Annotated in this window: 10 protein-coding genes; 8 read left to right on the forward strand and 2 right to left on the reverse strand. The window is 55.7% G+C overall.

Features of this window, described 5'->3' with window-relative positions; translation table 11 throughout:
- Positions 1-728: 728 nt before the first annotated feature.
- Positions 729-3,530: a TonB-dependent receptor gene (locus PP263_RS00005; RefSeq protein WP_308366337.1), complete on the forward strand. Its 2,802-nt coding sequence runs from the start codon at positions 729-731 to the stop codon at positions 3,528-3,530.
- A 195-nt stretch (positions 3,531-3,725) separates the two neighbouring features.
- Here the strand turns inward: PP263_RS00005 and PP263_RS00010 are convergent, their stop codons facing one another.
- A complete protein-coding gene (locus PP263_RS00010) occupies positions 3,726-4,655 on the reverse strand; it encodes an alpha/beta hydrolase (protein ID WP_308366338.1) in 930 nt (309 codons plus the stop codon).
- Positions 4,656-4,753: 98 nt separating this feature from the next.
- On the opposite strand from PP263_RS00010, the gene PP263_RS00015 reads away from it, so the two are divergent.
- The 7 genes from PP263_RS00015 (at position 4,754) to PP263_RS00045 (ending at position 17,596) form a co-directional block, all read left to right on the forward strand.
- Entirely contained in the window at positions 4,754-8,140 is a 3,387-nt protein-coding gene (locus PP263_RS00015; protein WP_308366339.1) for a glycosyl hydrolase 115 family protein, read from the forward strand.
- 234 nt (positions 8,141-8,374) lie between these two features.
- On the forward strand, positions 8,375-11,071 hold the full coding sequence (galB, locus tag PP263_RS00020; RefSeq protein WP_308366340.1) for a beta-galactosidase GalB: 2,697 nt from the start codon (positions 8,375-8,377) through the stop codon (positions 11,069-11,071).
- A 265-nt stretch (positions 11,072-11,336) separates the two neighbouring features.
- Entirely contained in the window at positions 11,337-12,554 is a 1,218-nt protein-coding gene (manD, locus tag PP263_RS00025; RefSeq protein ID WP_308366341.1) for a D-mannonate dehydratase ManD, read from the forward strand.
- 105 nt (positions 12,555-12,659) lie between these two features.
- Positions 12,660-13,793 (forward strand): GDSL-type esterase/lipase family protein, encoded by a 1,134-nt coding sequence (locus PP263_RS00030; RefSeq protein WP_308366342.1) that lies wholly within the window; start codon positions 12,660-12,662, stop codon positions 13,791-13,793.
- Positions 13,790-14,677, forward strand: coding sequence for a family 43 glycosylhydrolase (locus PP263_RS00035; protein ID WP_308366343.1), 888 nt, complete (start codon positions 13,790-13,792; stop codon positions 14,675-14,677). Before PP263_RS00030 ends, PP263_RS00035 begins: the two co-directional genes overlap by 4 nt.
- Positions 14,678-14,887: 210 nt before the next feature.
- Entirely contained in the window at positions 14,888-16,744 is a 1,857-nt protein-coding gene (locus tag PP263_RS00040) for a glycoside hydrolase family 2 TIM barrel-domain containing protein (protein WP_308366344.1), read from the forward strand.
- 57 nt (positions 16,745-16,801) lie between these two features.
- Positions 16,802-17,596: a siderophore-interacting protein gene (locus PP263_RS00045; protein WP_308366345.1), complete on the forward strand. Its 795-nt coding sequence runs from the start codon at positions 16,802-16,804 to the stop codon at positions 17,594-17,596.
- Positions 17,597-17,890: 294 nt separating this feature from the next.
- Here PP263_RS00045 and PP263_RS00050 read toward each other — a convergent pair whose 3' ends face one another.
- Positions 17,891-18,172: a DUF1540 domain-containing protein gene (locus PP263_RS00050; protein ID WP_308366346.1), complete on the reverse strand. Its 282-nt coding sequence runs from the start codon at positions 18,170-18,172 to the stop codon at positions 17,891-17,893.
- Between the last annotated feature and the right edge of the window lie 64 nt (positions 18,173-18,236).

Genomic DNA, 18,236 nt, shown 5'->3' on the forward strand with positions numbered 1-18,236 from the left:
GTTCCCAATCGTTCGGCGAGTCCGACATCAAGAGAGTGGTAGAATTTTTTAGGATTTCTTTCTCTTCTTCAACACGTGAGCGGAACCTCCGCACCCACGACTCCATGGTAGATTTGCTGACTCCCCTAGCTTCGCAAGCGGCTCTTACTGTTATTCCCCTGGCCAACAATTAACTGCGCTGCCTCCAGCTTGAACTCCAGGCTAAATCTGCTTTTGATGATGTTCAATTTTTAACCTGATCCTCAATGAGCGTGATAATATCACTCAAAGTCAGGTATGCCATTACGTCCGCACTGGCAGGGTGATCGCCCCAACGTCATTGACAGCTGAAGGTGTATGTTGTTGGGAGGATTTCCTGGATTTAGTGCGGTTATGGGATAAAAGTTGCTGAATAGTTACCGGCGACAACATTATTTCTTTTTCGTCCTCTGTTTCGAGAGCAAAACCTTTAACGACCACACCACACGTGCTGCACCATTCATCTTGGGAGGGAGGGTGTTGGCAGCCCGTTCCTGCATGGATGCATCACAGTGTTGTTGACTTTAGGGTCGGGATTGGCAACAATCGTATTGTAGTACTTATAGTATAAATAACATTACATAGGCTACACATACTTTCCGTCTTTCTGCGGCGTCGTTCTCAATGGGTTGGCGAGTATCAAGTCTCCCTTGCATTGGAGAAAGGCTGCTCTGGATGTCTGGAATTTTAAAGATTGATAGAGAGAGGCTATGACCATCATGTTTTATAAAAATAAATTGGCAGCAGCTATCCTGGCGATGATTTCATCCGGTGTTGTGGGAGAGGAGCTTGCATTAGTAGAGGAAGTGGAGGTACTAGGGATTCGCAAAAGCTTGCAGGCAGCGTCTGAACTGAAGAGAGATAGTTCAGTCATTCAAGACAGCATCGTCATTGAAGATATCGGTAAGTTCCCCGATCAAAACGTGGCAGAATCCTTGCAGCGGATAAGCGGCGTGAGTATTGACCGCGACCGCGGGGAGGGGTCAAAAATTACCGTAAGGGGGTTTGGGCCCGCCTTCAACGTTGTAAAGCTCAATGGACGTACACTGGCAACCACATCAGAAGGGCGTGACTTCGATTTTCAGATACTCGCTTCAGAGTTGATTTCCGGGGCGGACGTTGCCAAAACCCCCATGGGGAAAACACCTGCCGGTAGCATTGGCGCCTATGTCAATGTTAAAACAGCCCGCCCTTTAGATGATCCGGGATTGAAGATCGCCGGTTCGATCAACAGCAAACACAATGCGCTGTCCGGCGACTACAGTCCTCAGTATTCCGGCATCTTCAGTAATACCTTTGCAGATGACACCTTTGGCGTTCTTGTGGGCCTTTCCATGCAGGAGTCGTCAAACCGTATCGATTCCACCTCCACCAGCCACTGGAGCGTTCTGCCGGCCACCGCCGTCACTGGTGACATCGTCAACACCGAAGGCGAGGTCGTAACACCCGAGCAACTCCGGTTTGCCGGTCGCCATCAATTCGGAATCGCCCAGGAAGAGCGTGAAAGAACCGCTGCCAACGTCACTTTGCAATGGGCTCCTTCCGAGACCTTTACCCACACGTTGGACTTGTTATACAGCGACTTCGGGAATGTGGCGCTCGGCCAGGGATTGCAGGTTCCGCTCCAGCGCAATGGATGGCGGAATGTCGTGGTTTCAGACAACAACACCATTCTGGCAGCTGAAAAATTTCAGGGTGCGGAGGATATGCGCGGCCACCCGTTGGACGGCTTCTTCAGTGTGAGCGGCACCGAATCTGAAACCAAGGCTATTGGCTTTAACAGCAAAGCCGAATTCGGAAGGCTGTCACTGAATTTCGATGCTTCCATATCAAAGGCGGATGCAACCGTTGCCTCCCACTCGATGGTGCCGAACTATATCAATGGTGACGACGGCCTGAATGAGTTTACCTACAATACGTTAAACAGTGATGTCGTGGAGTTTGCGACCACCGTTGACTACGCTGACCCGGCCAACGCCAGGGCGCACTGGAACGACGTCCGGGATTCCCGTCTAAAAGATGAAATAACAGATCTGAAATTTGATGCAAGCTATGATATGGATATGGGCACTCTGGTGTCCATCGATGCCGGTATAGCTTACGGTGACCGCACCAAGTCGAAAGATATTTTTGCAGCGCCGGACGGCTGCAAAAACAAGGATATTTCCTGGGGCGATCCCAACCTGCGCCAATACAATACCTGTGGCACCTTCCGGGACATGCCGGATTCCGTGTTCTCGGTGAGTTCAGTCAGTGACTTCCTTTCGGAAGAGGATGGAAACTTTCCGAGAGATTTTATCCTGGTCGATGATATCGATGCGTACCACGCTGCAATCCAGGAGCTACGCGGTGATGACTGGCCACAAAAGGAGTTGATTGAGAACGCCTCTGTAGAAACCACTGAAGAAACAACCTCGCTTTATACCCAGTTCAACTTTGAAGGTCAGCTTGGGGCCTACGAATGGCGCGGTAACCTTGGTCTGCGCTACCTGGAAACCGACACTTCGTCAACCGGCCACAGAAGAGACCGCCTGTCGATGGTGGCCGGCGTCAATAGTAGCGGTGAGCCCTTGATAGACACGACCTTTACCGAAGATCGAGCGGTTACCATCGACAACAGCTACAGCGGCTTCCTGCCCAGTGCCAACTTCAGCCTTGACTTCGCCAACGGCTTTGTGGCCCGCGCGGCGGCATCCAAAGTGATGAGTCGTCCCAAGATCGAGGATATCGGTGTTAATCGTTGGTACAGCAACAACCACGCGGGAACCTTCTCCAGCGGTGGCGGCAACCCCTATCTTGAACCTTACGAAGCCAAGCAGTTCGACTTGTCCCTGGAATACTACAGCGACAATGGTGACGCCTATGCGGTAAACTTCTTCCATAAGGACCTCAGCAACTTCATTTCGACAATCATCACCCAGGATCACTCTCCGGATATCTTTGTCGATGGAGCCTATGTCGACTCAACTGTGGATGTGCCCGGATTCGGGAATCTGGTTGAAACGATTACGCAAAAGGAAAACCGGTCGGGCGGCAGCATTACCGGCGTCGAAGTTGCCGCTTTGCATCACTTCGATTACCTCCCGGGAATCCTCAGCGGATTGGGCGTCCAGGCGAACTACACTCACCTCACCAGTAAAGATGACTCCGTAGAAGAGCTTGGATTGGAAAATGTCCGGGAACCGGAGGCAGGACTCGAAGGGTTTGCCGAAGACACCTACAACATTATCGGCTTCTACGACAAGGATGGGTTTCAATTCCGCGCTGCTTACAACTGGCGCGGCAATTACCTGAGTCGCCGGGAAGATGGAGGTCTGCCCAGGCATGTTGACGCCTATGGACAACTGGATCTGCGCGCTTCTTATGATCTCACCGAGAACATCACGGTATCTGCATCGGCAGTAAATGTGACCAATGAAAAGGTCTCTCACTATGCGGATGTCGAGGAGCGTATGCGCTTAATCGAGTATGCCGGACCGCGTTATCTTATAGGTATTAATGCGAGGTTCTGATAAACCCAATCTCAGGATTTCTCTGAGAGAAGGTATCGCTTGGCGGTGCCCGGAATGCTCAAGTGCTGCGTATATACTGCGCTTCCTGGGCTCCGGTGGCCACCGCCAAGCATCCGCTCCCTACGTTGTGAAACCACTTCTAACCCCTTGATGGTCATGCTGTATGTTCACTGCATGCTGCCGTTCTACAACCTTTTACGTGTCCTGCGCGGTCAGCAGGCCACGGCTCGCCAGCCAGTCCCGGCAACGCTCGATCCAGCTGTCCGGGGTGGTGGGGTTGTGCAGGCCGAAGCCGTGGCCGCCCTCGGGGTAGACGATGAGCTGTGCCGATACACCCTGGGCGTGCAGAGCCTGGTAGAAGGCAATACTGTTTCCGACTGGTACCGCCCGGTCGTCGCCGGCGTGGACCAGAAAAGTGGAAGGGGTTTCGGCCGTTACCTGGAGTTCGTTGGAGTAGCGCCGGATCAGTGCTTCGGGCGGCTCGGGCCCCAGCAGGTTCGCGCGCGAGCCCGGGTGTGCCTGCCTCTCGGTGAAGCTGATAACCGGGTAAACCAGTACCATGAAATCGGGTCTGAGGTTGTCCCTCTTCCAGGTGGCGACCACCGGGCGATCGAAGTGGGTGCCGGCGGTGGAGGCCAGGTGGCCGCCGGCGGAAAAGCCGACGATGCCCACACGGCCGGGATCGACGCGCCATTTTTTCGCGTTTCGGCGCACCACCCGGAGGGCCTGCTGCGCGTCCTGCAAAGGGCCGGTGGTCTTATCGGTCATATACCGGTCGCTCGGGGTGCGGTACTTGAGCACGAAAGCGGCCACGCCCATTTCGTTGAAGGCCCTGGCGACCTCGCTGCCCTCCTTGACGACGGACAGTCCGGTGTAGCCACCGCCGGGGCAGATGATGACCGCGGTCCCGTTGGCCTGTTGCGGGTCCGGCAGGTAGACCGATAGTGTGGGGCGGGACACCTTCAATTTGAAGGTGTGCTTCGCGGAGGGGTCCCTGACGGATTCCTCGTCAGGGGCTTCGATGGCGTTGGGGATTTCGCCGGAGTACAGGGGAATGGTTTCCTGGGCATCCGCCGAAGCCGCTACCCCAAACAGGAAGGCGAATAATACCGTGATTTTAGTCATTGCAGGTCTCGTTCTACTTGTTGCTTAAATGTATGATAAATAATAATATTTGTTTTCGGTAGGGGAGAATGACAAGAATAGTCTTGATGGTAAATGTTATGCGTTATAACGCAAGTGTGCTCGCCCTGTTGGGGTGGCTTCTTTTATTGATGCCGATAGTCGGCTGCCAACCAGTCGATGAACAATTTACCATTGCAGACCAAAACAGAACAGTTTCCATTGTTTACGATGTCGAGGGTTCTACCTTAAATCCCATAGTCGCACACTTACTGGCTCAGGATATAGAGGCGATCACCGGTCGAAAACCGGAAGTATATACCAGCCTCGAAAACGTGGTAGGGAATGCGATTGTCCTTGGGGATGTCACGTCCGGGATGATTCGCAGATATATCGACACCTCTCGCCTCACAGGAGAATGGGAGAGGTACGGGTATATGTTTAAAGCCGAGCCTGCTGCGGGCATCGATCAGGCGATGTTTATCGTGGGCAGTGATCCGAGGGGCATGGCTTACGGAGTGTTTGACCTTTCAAAAAAGATGGGTGTTTCTCCCTGGTACTGGTGGGCGGATGTGCCGGTTGAGAAGAAGAACTCTTTATCCGTAAGCAACCAGGACACCTTTTCCACCTCTCCTTCGGTTAAGTATCGGGGGATCTTTCTCAATGATGAAGGATGGGGTCTTGAACCCTGGGCGTCCAAGACGTTTGAGCCGTCAGTTGGCAATATAGGCCCCAAAACCTATGCCAAAGTATTCGAGCTAATGCTGCGCCTGAAAGCCAATATACTATGGCCGGCGATGCACCCGAACACGGTGCCATTTTTCCAGGTTCCGGGGAATCCGGAAACCGCGCGGGAATGGGAAATCGTGGTCGGAACGTCCCACGCCGAGCCGATGCTTCGAAACAACGTGGGAGAATGGGATCACCACACGCAGGGGGATTTCAATTATCAAACCAATGCCTCCTCCGTTTACGAGTACTGGGAGCAGCGTGTGAAGGAAAGCCGGGGGCTGAACTCCATGTACACGGTAGGTATGCGAGGCATTCACGACACGGGCATGGTGGGCGCCGGCTCCATGGAAGACAAGGTCAGTCTGCTCGAAAAGGTAATTTCAGATCAGCGGGGACTGCTCAAACAGCATATCAATGATGATGTGTCCGAAGTTCCGCAGTCGTTTACCCCCTATAAAGAAGTGCTCGAAATCTATGAAAACGGGTTGGAGATTCCGGAAGAGATAACCATCATATGGCCGGAAGATAACCATGGATATATCCGGCGGTTTTCCAATGAAGCTGAGCAACACCGCTCCGGCGGTGCGGGGGTTTATTATCATCTGTCCTATCTCGGGGCGCCTCATCCCTATATCTGGCTGTCCCCGACATCGCCTGCGCTGATTTGGCGCGAAATGACCCGCGCCAGCCTGCAGAACATGGATCGCATATGGATTGCCAATGTGGGGGATTTGAAACGCCGCGAGTGGGAGACCGAATTTTTTATGGATCTCGCCTGGAATATCGACTCATGGACGCCGGATAACCTGCGGGACTTTTTTGAGACGGTTGCTTCACGGGATATTTCCCAACAACATGGGAAAGCGATATCCGACATGATGTGGGAGTACTACCGGCTTGCCACCGAACGGAAACCTGAATTCATGGGCTTCAATGAATCCCAATGGGCCGGGTATCCGCCCGTTCGCGACCCTCTGTACAGCCTGTGGCATTACGGTGATGAGGTCGAGCAGCGGGTGCGCAGTTACCAGGATCTGAATACCCTCGCAGAAAAAATCTCGAAAGAGCTTCCCGAGCAGGCCTCGGATGCATACTTTCAGCTGGTGTACTATCCCATTGCCGGCGCTACCGCGATGAACGAGAAGTGGTTGTATGCCTATAAAAGCAGGGAGTACGCCAAGCAGGGCCGGGCGGCAGCGAACCGGATGAGCGATTCGGCGTTTGCGGCATTCGATCGGATTAAACAATTGACCCGCCATTACAACCAGGAGGTTGCCGGTGGCAAATGGGAACATATTGTAGATTATCGTCCCGGATACCAGGAAGGCTCCTCGGTATTTTTTGAACCGATTACGACTCGCATTGAAACAAAACACGCTGGTGGAGTTGGTGTCGCTATTGAGGGGCAACCGCAACCGTTAAAACCGCAGGCTGGATCACTTCCCGACATCAAAACCCGGGAATCGAAGGTAACCATAAGCGCTTCGGAGGCCAACATATCCGGGGAGCTTGCGACAGGGAATGATTCGGATGGTACCTTTCTGATATGGCCGGGGAAGGGAAGCAAACGCACCATTCCCGGCCCGGACTCGTGGGATACGATTCCCTATGTTGTGGACAGCCCGACAAAAGCCGTCTTTGAATTCTATTTTGAGGGAGGGCCCGGAGGGGTTCATACCCTTAATTTGTCGGTCGACCACCCGGATCAGGATAGTAATTCCTGGTGGGTTACATTCAATGACCATAAATCGATCAGGGTGGACGGTTCAGTTGGCCGGATACAGAAGCTCGAGGTCGAAGATTATGTGTTGCGGCCCGGCTTGAACAAACTGACGATCCATCCCGGCGGGGACGGGGCAAAACTGTATGGGGTGGAATTCGTGCAGGAATCCCGACAGCTGTCTTCGGTGCTTACGGAAGAGAATCGTCTCCCGGCATTTAATCGTTATACCGAAGAGCGCCGTTTTATCGACATTTTTAACCGCGGACAGGATCTGCAGGAATGGTCGGCTAAAACCAGTGCTCCCTGGATAGAGCTAAGTGATGACGGGGGGTTGTTGAGGGATGACTCGGAGCGTATCTGGGTAACCGTCAACTATGATAAGGCACCTGTCGGCCAGGACATCGACGGCGACATAGAAATTACCGATGGAAAGCACCGCTACCGTGTAGATGTCTCAGTATTCAATCAAGAATTGAATGCCCCGTCTGGCACCTACATAGAGACTAATGGCGCAATTTCCATGCCAGCCAGCCAGTACAGCCAAAAACAGGGGGGAAGGGTGGCCTCCTGGCGTTTGGTAGCCGGTTTGGGGCGAAGTGGTTCGGCCATGCTGCTGGAGCCGATGCAAGGGTGGTACATTGAGGATTTGTCGCAGGTTCGTCAGGAATCCCCCGTTCTGGAATATGAAGTGGTTGTCGTCGAGGGCGGAAAAGCCGAGATTATCGTAGAGGCTGTTCCGGCTTTTCCTCTGGATGTATCCCGGCAATTGCGATGCGCCATTAGCATTGATGATGAGGCCCCCCGGTGGATTACATTCAATATGGGTGACCCGGGGGCGCAGCCTTGGCAGGACAATGTGCTGGAAAGCCGTATGGTCGGAACCGGGGAACTGGATCTTGCCCCCGGCAAGTACCGATTCAAGCTATGGGGGACAGATCCCTCTGTCAGTGTTGACCGAGTCACGATTGATTTTGGAGGCTTGAAGCCGTCTTATGTCGGGCCATCTCCGACAAGAATAAACCGTGACCGTTAGGGTTAGGACGTAATAAGCCACGTGTGTCCAGTTAAGTTGGGAAAGAAAGTTGGGAGAGAAAAATTCAACACCCAATACGTGAATAAAAAACGTGAGTGTCAAATATCAATACTCAAAGCGATATCCATTTCGATAATCTCCGATTGAGCGAAAAAGATGACGATAAAAACTCTCTTTGTCCGGACGATAATGTTTTTCAGTATCGGTGCCTTGTTATGCGCTTGCGATAAGCAAATGGCCAACCGTGAGGGTTCGAGCGACCTTGCCGGGTCGCCGCAAGCGTCCGTTCGCGAGCGGATTCTGCTCGATCAAGGCTGGCGCTTTATGAAATACGCGTCGCTGGAGGACGCCGATGGGCTGATCTACGATGTTCGCCCGGAGGTGAAAGAGCACCAGGACGACCGGCCCGCCGACGCCAAACCCACAGAGGCGGTCGCAGTCGAGTCGGACACGCCGGTGCTCAAGCCCTGGATTCTGCCCACGGCCAACGACTTCATCAAAGACCCCGCCAAACGGTTCCAGCGCCCATCGGGCGACCCGGGCAGGGATTTCCCGTTCGTACAAACCGGGTTTGACGACAGCAATTGGGAAACCGTGCGTGTACCCCACGACTGGGCGATCGAGGGCCCGTTCCTGCCCGGCGAGAATGCCGCAGTCGGCGGCGGCATGGGCCGCCTGCCGAGCCCCGGGGTGGCCTGGTACCGGAACAAGCTCGATATTCCGGCGTCGGATGCCGGCAAATCCATTTTCCTCGATATCGACGGTGCCATGTCCTACGCCATGGTGTGGCTGAACGGCCACCTGGTCGGCGGCTGGCCCTATGGCTACGCGTCCTGGCGCCTGGATATCACGCCCTTCGTGGTGCCGGGTGGCGAGAACCAACTGGCCATCCGCGTGGACAACCCGCCCGACTCTTCGCGCTGGTATCCGGGGGGTGGCATCTACCGCAATGTCTGGCTGACCAAAACCCATCCCGTCCATATTGGCCAGTGGGGCACCCGCGTCACCACGCCCCAGGTGTCCGAAGCCTTCGCCAGGGTCCATTTGGCGGTGTCCATCGATAACGACTCGGACAAGGGCGCCGCCGTGACCGCGGCTACAGAAATATACGCGCTGGATACGGAGGGCCGGAAAGTCGAGGAGGCGGTTGCCCGTTTCGAGCCGCTTCAGGTTGCGCTGACCGCCGGTGAAAGTGCCGAGCTGGAGAGCGCGGTTACCATTGAAAAACCCCGCCTCTGGGGACCGCCGCCCACACAGACGCCTCACCGCTATGTGGCCGTAACTACCCTGGAGCAGAACGGGCAAACCCTCGACCGCTACGAAACCCGCTTCGGCATTCGCGAGCTGCGCTTCGATTCGGAGCAGGGGGTATTCGTCAACGGCGAGCCCGTCTACCTGCAGGGCGCCAATCAGCACCACGACCTGGGCGCCCTCGGGGCGGCTTTTAATGTCCGCGCGGCCGAGCGCCAGTTGGAGATGCTGCGCGAGATGGGCGCCAATGCCATTCGCATCGCCCACAATCCGCCCGCGCCCGAACTGCTGGAGCTGACCGACCGGATGGGCTTTCTGGTGGTGAACGAAATCTACGATGCGTGGGAGCGGAAGAAAACACCGCTGGATTTCCATCTTATCTTTCCGGATTGGCATGAGCCGGACCTGCGCGCCTTTATTCGCCGCGACCGCAATCATCCCTCGGTAATTATGTGGAGCGTCGGCAACGAAGTCGGCGAGCAGTACACGGATGAGGCCGGGGCGGCCGTGGCGCAGCGTCTCCACGAGATCGCCAAACAAGAGGACCCCACCCGGCCGACGGCCGCGGCCATGAATTACGCCAAGCCGCATATGCCCCTGCCCGGGGTGATGGACACCATCAGCCTGAACTACCAGGGTGAGGGCATCCGCGACGCGCCGGCCTACGCCGGTCTCCCGGGTATACGCACCGCGCCGCTGTACCCGGAATTTCACAAAACCTTTCCCGACAAGCTGATCTTCAGCAGCGAAAACGCGGCCGCCGTGAGCTCCCGCGGGGAGTACCTTTTCCCCGTCACCGGGGAAATCAGTGCGCCGGTCAAGGACGGCGACGGCGGCGATCCGCAGTCCGGCCAGGTGAGCGCCTACGAACTCTACACCACGCCCTTCGGCTCCTCCGCCGACAAGGTCTTCGGCTCCCTGGCGAAGCATCCCTATGTCGGCGGCGGCTTCGTGTGGAGCGGCTGGGACTACCTGGGCGAGCCCACGCCCTACTATTCCTCGCGCAGTTCCTACTTCGGCGTCATCGACCTGGCTGGATTCAAGAAGGATCGCTTCTACCTCTATCAGTCCCACTGGCGGCCCGACCTGCCCATGGCGCACATACTGCCGCACTGGAACTGGCCGGAGCGTATCGGTGAGGTGACCCCGGTGCACGTGTTCACCTCGGGCGACGAAGCGGAGCTGTTCCTGAACGGCGAATCCCTGGGGCGCAGGAAAAAGGGGGAATACGAGTACCGTTTGCGTTGGGACCATGTGAAATACCAACCCGGTGAGTTGAAAGTGGTGGCCTACAAGAAGGGCGAACGATGGGCCACAGCCAGTGTGCGCACTACCGGCGCACCGGCCGCGCTCGAAGCCGAAGCGGATCGGCCGGTTATTCGGGCCGACGGCCTCGACCTGGCCTTCGTGACGGTGAAGGTGGTCGACGAAGACGGGCTGGTGGTACCCCGGACGCACAACGATCTCACCTTCACCGTCGAGGGGCCCGGTGAATTGGTGGCGACGGACAATGGCGATCCCACCAGCATGGTGTCCTTCGCTTCGGCGGAGCGCGCGGCCTTCAACGGCCTGTGCCTGGCGATCGTGCGTGCCAAACCGGGTCAGGCGGGCGAGATCAAGCTCACCGTGTCGGGCGAGGGCCTGCGGGATGCGGTGATCGATATCGCGGCCGAGGGGTAACTACTCCCTCCCTGTAGGAGCGGCGGAGCGGCCATCCGCCGTTGGCCGCGATCAGTCGTAGGGTGCGCACGGCGTACCCTACGGCAGTTAACTCAAACAGGAAGAGCAGTAAGTTAAGAGTCAGTGCAGCAATTTTTGTAGGATGGGCAAAGCGAAGCGTGCCCATCAAGGCCGCGGAAGATGGGCACGTCGCCGCGCTCCTCTGCCCATCCTACAAGGAGAGCCGGCTTATCCTGGTGCCGTTCAATTCAAAGAGATACCGACCATGAAAATCATAGACGCCAAGGTGATTGTGACTTGCCCGGGCAGAAATTTTGTGACGCTGAAGGTGCTGACTGACGAAGGCGTCTACGGCCTGGGTGATGCCACCCTCAACGGCCGGGAGCTGGCCGTGGTGTCTTATCTTCAGGATCACGTGGTGCCCTGCCTGATCGGTCGCGACCCGCAGCAGATCGAGGATATTTGGCAGTACCTCTATCGCGGTGCCTATTGGCGTCGGGGGCCGGTGACCATGACCGCGATTGCGGCGGTGGATACCGCTCTCTGGGATATCAAAGCCAAAATTGCCGGCTTGCCGCTCTACCAGTTGCTCGGGGGAAAGTCCCGCGACGGCGTTATGGTCTATGGCCACGCCAACGGCGGCGATATTGAGGAAACCGTGGATGAGGTTGCGCGCTCTATTGAGCTGGGTTACAAGGCGATTCGCGCCCAGAGCGGCATTCCCGGCCTGTCGTCTACCTACGGGGTCAGCAAAAACAGCAAGGACAGAAGACACTACGAACCGGCCGATGCCGCCCTGCCTACCGAGAGCCGGTGGTCGACGGAAAAGTACTTGGCGTTCGTCCCCAAACTGTTCGACAGGTTGCGCGAGAAATTTGGTTTCGAGCACCACCTGCTCCACGACGTTCACCACCGCCTCACCCCGATAGAGGCGGCCCGGGTAGGCAAAGATCTGGAACCCTACCGCCTGTTTTGGATGGAAGACAGTGTGCCCGCTGAAAACCAGGAGAGTTTCCGCCTGATTCGCCAGCATACGACCACCCCTCTGGCGGTCGGAGAGGTTTTCAACTCTATCCACGACTGCCAGCAATTGATTACCGAGCAGCTGATCGACTATATCCGCACAACTGTTGTTCACGCGGGCGGCATTTCGCATTTGCGCCGTATTGCCAACCTGGCTGACCTCTACCATGTGCGTACGGGTAGTCACGGAGCCACGGACCTGTCCCCGGTGTGCATGGGCGCCGCGCTGCACTTCGATACCTGGGTGCCCAATTTCGGTATCCAGGAATATATGCCGCACACTGAAGCAACCGATGAAGTATTCCCGCACGATTATCACTTTGCCGATGGCTACTTGTATCCCGGGGACAAGCCCGGTCATGGTGTGGATATCAACGAAGAGCTGGCAGCCGAGTACCCCTACAAGCCCGCCTACCTGCCGGTAAACCGCCTGCAGGACGGAACCTTGTTCAACTGGTAATCGCCCAGGGCAGTAAATTTTTTAACCGCCTCAAGAAAAAACTGTTCAATGCCCTCCCGGCCGCCAATGCGGCCGGTCGCTGCCCTTAAGAGTTGGTTTGAGAAAATGAAAAAATACGCAATCTTCTTCATAGTCACGGCATTGTTAATCAGTACATCAGGATGTGCTAATGAGAAGGCGCTTTATGCCGCAGAAACAAGCAGTGGGGCTGGACATGCGCCACTATTGGACAATTCAGCAGAATTTGAACAATTCACGGCCGTACAGCCTGCTGACCCCAATATAGAGTATTACGGCCGCTGGGACAAAAGTGATCCGGATTCCTATCACAGCTATTGGGGTGGAGCATACCTGAAGGTCAGGTTTACGGGTGCGAATGTACAAATCAAGTTAAACAAAACAGCGACACTTCTTGTGAAGATTGACGATGCCGCTGATAAATTGTTCAGCAATGTCAATGGGACTGTTGATTTAACGCCTAACGGGCTACCTTCAGGAACGCATACGCTAAGGGTTGCAGCACAGTTTGATGAAAATGAAATCGCATTTAACGGTTTGGTTCTTGATTCGGGTGCAAAGACGGTAGCACCTTCCAGTTCCAACAATAGGATCGTCGAGTTCATTGGTGATTCGATTACTACCGGTGCGGATACCGCCTATGGGAATGGCGCTGCATTTGCATGGTTGGTCGGCGACTCGTTGGGTGTCGAGCATACGCAGATTTCAGATCCTGGCATAGCGCTTGTGGATGGATACGGAGCGCATCCTGTAGGAATGGAATCCGCCTATTCCAAATTGCAAACACCCAATTACACAACAACGTCAAACTGGGACTTTTCAACCTATACTCCTGCGGCCATTGTCGTAAACCTGGGCTCAAACGATCATTACACCGACATCGAACCGGCGCTTTTCCAAAGTCGTTACATCGATTTCCTGGCATACCTGAGGCACATTTACCCCAACGCCGAGATATTCGGTCTAAGACTGTTTAACGGTTGGTTTGAGTCTGAAGTCAAAAATGCGGTAGATGCCAGAATCGCAGCGGGTGATGCCAAGGTTCACTATATTGACACCACCGGGTGGCTTGAGGGGTATGGAACTGCCAATCCGGTAGACTATGTAAAGAAAAGCAGTCCGAGTGTTCACCCATCCCCTCTGGGTCATGCAAAGGTCGCCAAACAATTGGCTCCTGTTTTAAAGCCTTACCTGGACAGTACACGGAGTTCGAATCCATGAAAAAACCTCTCGTTATTGCAGTGGGGTTGCTGGCAGCAACCTCCGCATTCGGCCAGGAGGTCATCCTGCCCGATTTCCACGCTGATCCGTCCGCGCGGGTATTTGGTCAAAAACTGTATGTTTATCCGTCCCACGATGCCAAGGGCGCTCGCAACTGGAAAGGCATGGTGGATTGGCATGTTTTTTCCACGGACGATATGAAGACATGGACCGATCATGGTGTCATTTTCAGCCTCGAAGACATTGCCTGGGCTGATGAGGAGGCATGGGCGCCGGATTGCATAGAGCGAAACGGAAAATACTATTTTTATTTTACCGCAGGAGGACAGATTGGCGTAGCCGTAGGAGACTCACCCGTCGGACCATTTAAGGACGCACTTGGCGAGCCCTTGGTGAAAAAGCATGAGGCGGGAATTGAATATATGATCGATCCCAATGTTTTTATAGACGACGATGGTCAGGCATATCTATACGTCGGCGGCGCTAAGCAGCTGGGCGTGGTGAAATTAAAAGAAGACATGATTACCCGCGATGGGCCAATTCAGCGTTTGGATATGACCGGGTTCTACGAAGGCCTCTGGGTTCACAAACGCAATGGAATTTACTACGCAAGCTATCCCACCAGGCCACCCGAACAGCGTGAAGCCAATCGAATGCTTTACAGCACCGCCAAGAGCCCGTTGGGCCCGTTTGAATTCAAGGGAGAGATAATAGATAGCCATTCGTTCAACGTTCATGGGTCGATTACCGACTTCAAAGACCAGTGGTATCTTTTCTATCATGTCGAGGGGCCCAGCCACTGGGAGCGGCGTGTATCCATGGCGCCGCTGTCTTACAATGATGATGGCACGATTCAACCGATAGAAATCCCGCCTTTGAAATAAAAAGCGACTTGATCGGGTAAATGGCGATTTGTAGATACTCTGTTTAAAATCCGGTATTTATAGGCTTGTCATACCGGCGCGGGAATGACGAGCGTACTTGGTAGGGGCGAACCTTGTGTTCGCCCGGGCGGGCCACGGGCCCGCTTGCCGAGCTGGAGCTCGGCGTTCCCAGGGTTCTGACCCTCTAATCTTCGTAACAATGTGATGCTTATGATTAAAAAATTATTGAGTTTCTTTGCAATTACCCTGATTGCCCTGGACTCCACAGCGATGGAAAAATTGATCGTCAACACCGACAGCAGGGAGTCGATCTCTCTGAACGGCACCTGGCACTATATCGTCGATCCCTACGAAACCGGCTTCTATACCTACCGGTACAAGGAGCGGGGGGAGGGCGACCGGGAGGCCTACTGGAACCGGCCGGTGGCGAAGGATAAGCTCGACCGGCTGGAACACGGCTATCGGGACCCCTACACCATTCAAGTGCCCGGGGACTGGAATTCCCAGAGCGATACGCTCACCTACTACGAAGGTACCATCTGGTACCAGCGGGATTTCGACCTGCGAGAACTGAAAAGGGGAGAGAGGGCATTCCTGTACTTCGGCGCGGTCAACTATGAAGCTCATGTCTACTTGAATGGCAAAAAGCTGGGCATGCACAAGGGTGGCTTTACGCCGTTCAACTTTGAAATCCCCGCGGATGTCCTCAAGACCAAAGACAATTTCCTCGTAGTGAAGGTGGACAACAAACGCCACCCGCAGGAAATTCCCACGGTCAATACCGACTGGTGGAACTACGGCGGTATCACCCGGGACGTCAAGCTGCTGGTCACGCCGGACAATTTTATTCAGCAGTATGCCCTGCAGTTGGACCCGGCACAGGATATCCGCAAGGCCAAGAAGGACAGCCGCTTTCTGGTGTCCGGCAGCGTCGACCTGAACAGGGAGGCCGGCAAGGGCGACGTGACCATCGCCGTCCCGGAACTCGGCTTCGAGCGCCGTTTCCCGGTGAGCGGCAGCCGGCTGGAATTCGAATTCGAGCTGGAAGACCTGGGGCTCTGGTCTCCCGGCAGCCCCAAGCTGTACCAGGTGAAGCTGGACTTCAACGGCGAGACGCTTACGGACAGCATCGGCTTCCGCAAGATCGAGACCGCCGGCAAAAAGATACTGTTGAACGGCGAGCAGGTATTCCTGCGCGGCATCAGTGTTCACGAGGAGATTCCCCAGCAGGTGCGGAGGGCCTTCAGTACGGAGGACGCGGAACAGCTCCTCACCTGGGCGAAGGAACTGAACGCCAACATGGTGCGCCTCGCTCACTATCCCCACAACGAGCAGATGACCCGTATGGCAGATGCCATGGGAATACTGGTGTGGTCGGAGATTCCCGTCTACTGGACTATCGACTTCGGCAGTGATGAGGTGCTGGGCAAGGCCAAAACCCAACTGGAGGAAATGATCGTCCGGGACAGGAACCGGGCCTCGGTGATCATCTGGTCTGTCGGCAACGAGACACCAGTCAGCCCCCTGCGCACCAGCTTTATGAAATCACTGATCGATAAGGCCAGATCCCTCGATGACAGCCGCCTGATTTCCGCGGCGCTGGAAGTCGGCTACAACGAAGGGGTCAACCGCATCGACGATCCGTTGGGTGAATTTACCGATATCGTATCGGTGAATGAATATCTGGGCTGGTACGGCGGTCTGCCGGATGACTGCCGCACCGCAAAGTGGGAAGTCGCCTATGACAAGCCGCTGTTCTTCAGCGAAACCGGGGCCGGAGCCAAAGGTGGTTTTTATGCCGACGAGAAAACCCGCTGGAGCGAAGAGTTCCAGGAGTGGTTTTACAAAGAACAGGTGGCCATGTTCAAGCGGATGCCGGACAACTACAGCGGTCTCTCTCCCTGGATACTGGCGGATTTCCGCTCACCCCGTAGAAACCATCCGATTTATCAGCAGGGCTGGAACCGCAAAGGCCTGATCGATGATAAAGGCATCAAGAAAAAGGCCTTCGGGGTGTTGAGGGAATATTATGAAGAGATTGAGTCCGGCGCGGGCAAACTGGATTAGTTGAGGGGAAAATTTGTCGGTACACTGGCGCGAAATGGAGCTGTACAGGAGCTGTTCATGGCTACTCCACAACCGCGTCTGCTGACGGTTGTCCGCAAGCGCCAACTGACTCCCAATATGATCCGCATAACCCTGGGCGGGGAGGATCTGCGGGGCTTTCCCGAAGACCAGGCGAGCGGCTATGTGAAGCTGGTGTTCCCGCCGCAAGGGGAGAGCGAGCTGGCGCCGATGGGGGTGAAGGCAGTGGACAGAAGGGGCAAGAGAAACCGTCTGCGCTCCTACACCATCCGCGCTTTCGACCCACAAGCTCTGCAGCTGGACCTGGACTTCGTCGCCCACGGCGACAACGGTCCCGCCTCCGCCTGGGCGATGGACTGTGCGGAGGGCGACCGCATCACCGTGCTCGGCCCGGGCCCGAAGAAGCTGGTGGATATGCAGGCCGACTGGTTTTTCCTCGCCGCCGATATGACCGCGCTGCCGGCGCTCAGCGTCAATCTGGAACGGATGCCGCGGAACGCCCGGGGCTATGCGGTGATCGAGATCCTGGAAGAGGGGGACAGGCAGGAGATAGACGCGCCGCCGGGTGTGGAATTTCACTGGGTGACCAATCCGCACCCGGACAGGCCCAACACCGTGCTGGCGGATGCGGTAAGGGCGCTGCCGTGGCAGCCGGGCCGGGTCAATGTGTGGGCCGCCTGTGAGTTCGACACCATGCGCAGCCTGCGCGCCTATTTCAAAAAGGAGCGCGATGTCGGCCGCGGCGATGTCTACGCGAGCAGCTACTGGAAAATGGGTGAGCCCGATGAGGGCAACAAGGCGGCGAAGAGAGAGGACCCGGAAGCGGACCTGTAGATGCTCTGTTTCCGATCAAGCTTTTATTGACGTGTCATGCCAGTATGCACAGGAATGACGCGAGAGCGTTATAGATATCTGTTTGAAATCAAGTTTTCATTGACTCGTCATACCGGCGCAGGCCGGTATCCAGTCTAGTGGCACGTGGATTCCGGCCTACGCCGGAACGACGAAAACGCAATGGGCGGACATCTGGTTCGCCCTGCGGTAGGGTTAGGGGCGTAGGATGGGCAAAGCGCAGCGTGCCCATCATCCCCCATTGATGGGCACGCTGCGCTTTGCCCATCCTACAAACTAGTGGGTATAGGTCAGGCAGTTGATCGAAGGGCCCACCTTGATGCCATCCGCGGAGCACTCCAGGTCGTCGTTGTGCACGCAGTCGGTCATCTTGCAGGCGCCAACACCGGCGGTACGAGCACTCTTGGTATGATGGGAATTACCGAAAAAGGTGTCGCAGTCGGGCTCGTCACCCTCCCCGACGGTGATCGCTCTGGCGTGGCAGGCTGCGCCGGCATTGTAGGCGCACTGGGTCACCGCGCACTGGGTCACTTCCGGCATATCGGTTGCAATAATCATGACGGCCTCTCCGGGCTGCTAGGGACTTACGTTGGAGCCTAGCCCACGCATCGACCAATCGCCA

The sequence above is a fragment of the Microbulbifer sp. TB1203 genome, from assembly GCF_030997045.1.
In the GTDB taxonomy this organism is placed as follows: domain Bacteria; phylum Pseudomonadota; class Gammaproteobacteria; order Pseudomonadales; family Cellvibrionaceae; genus Microbulbifer.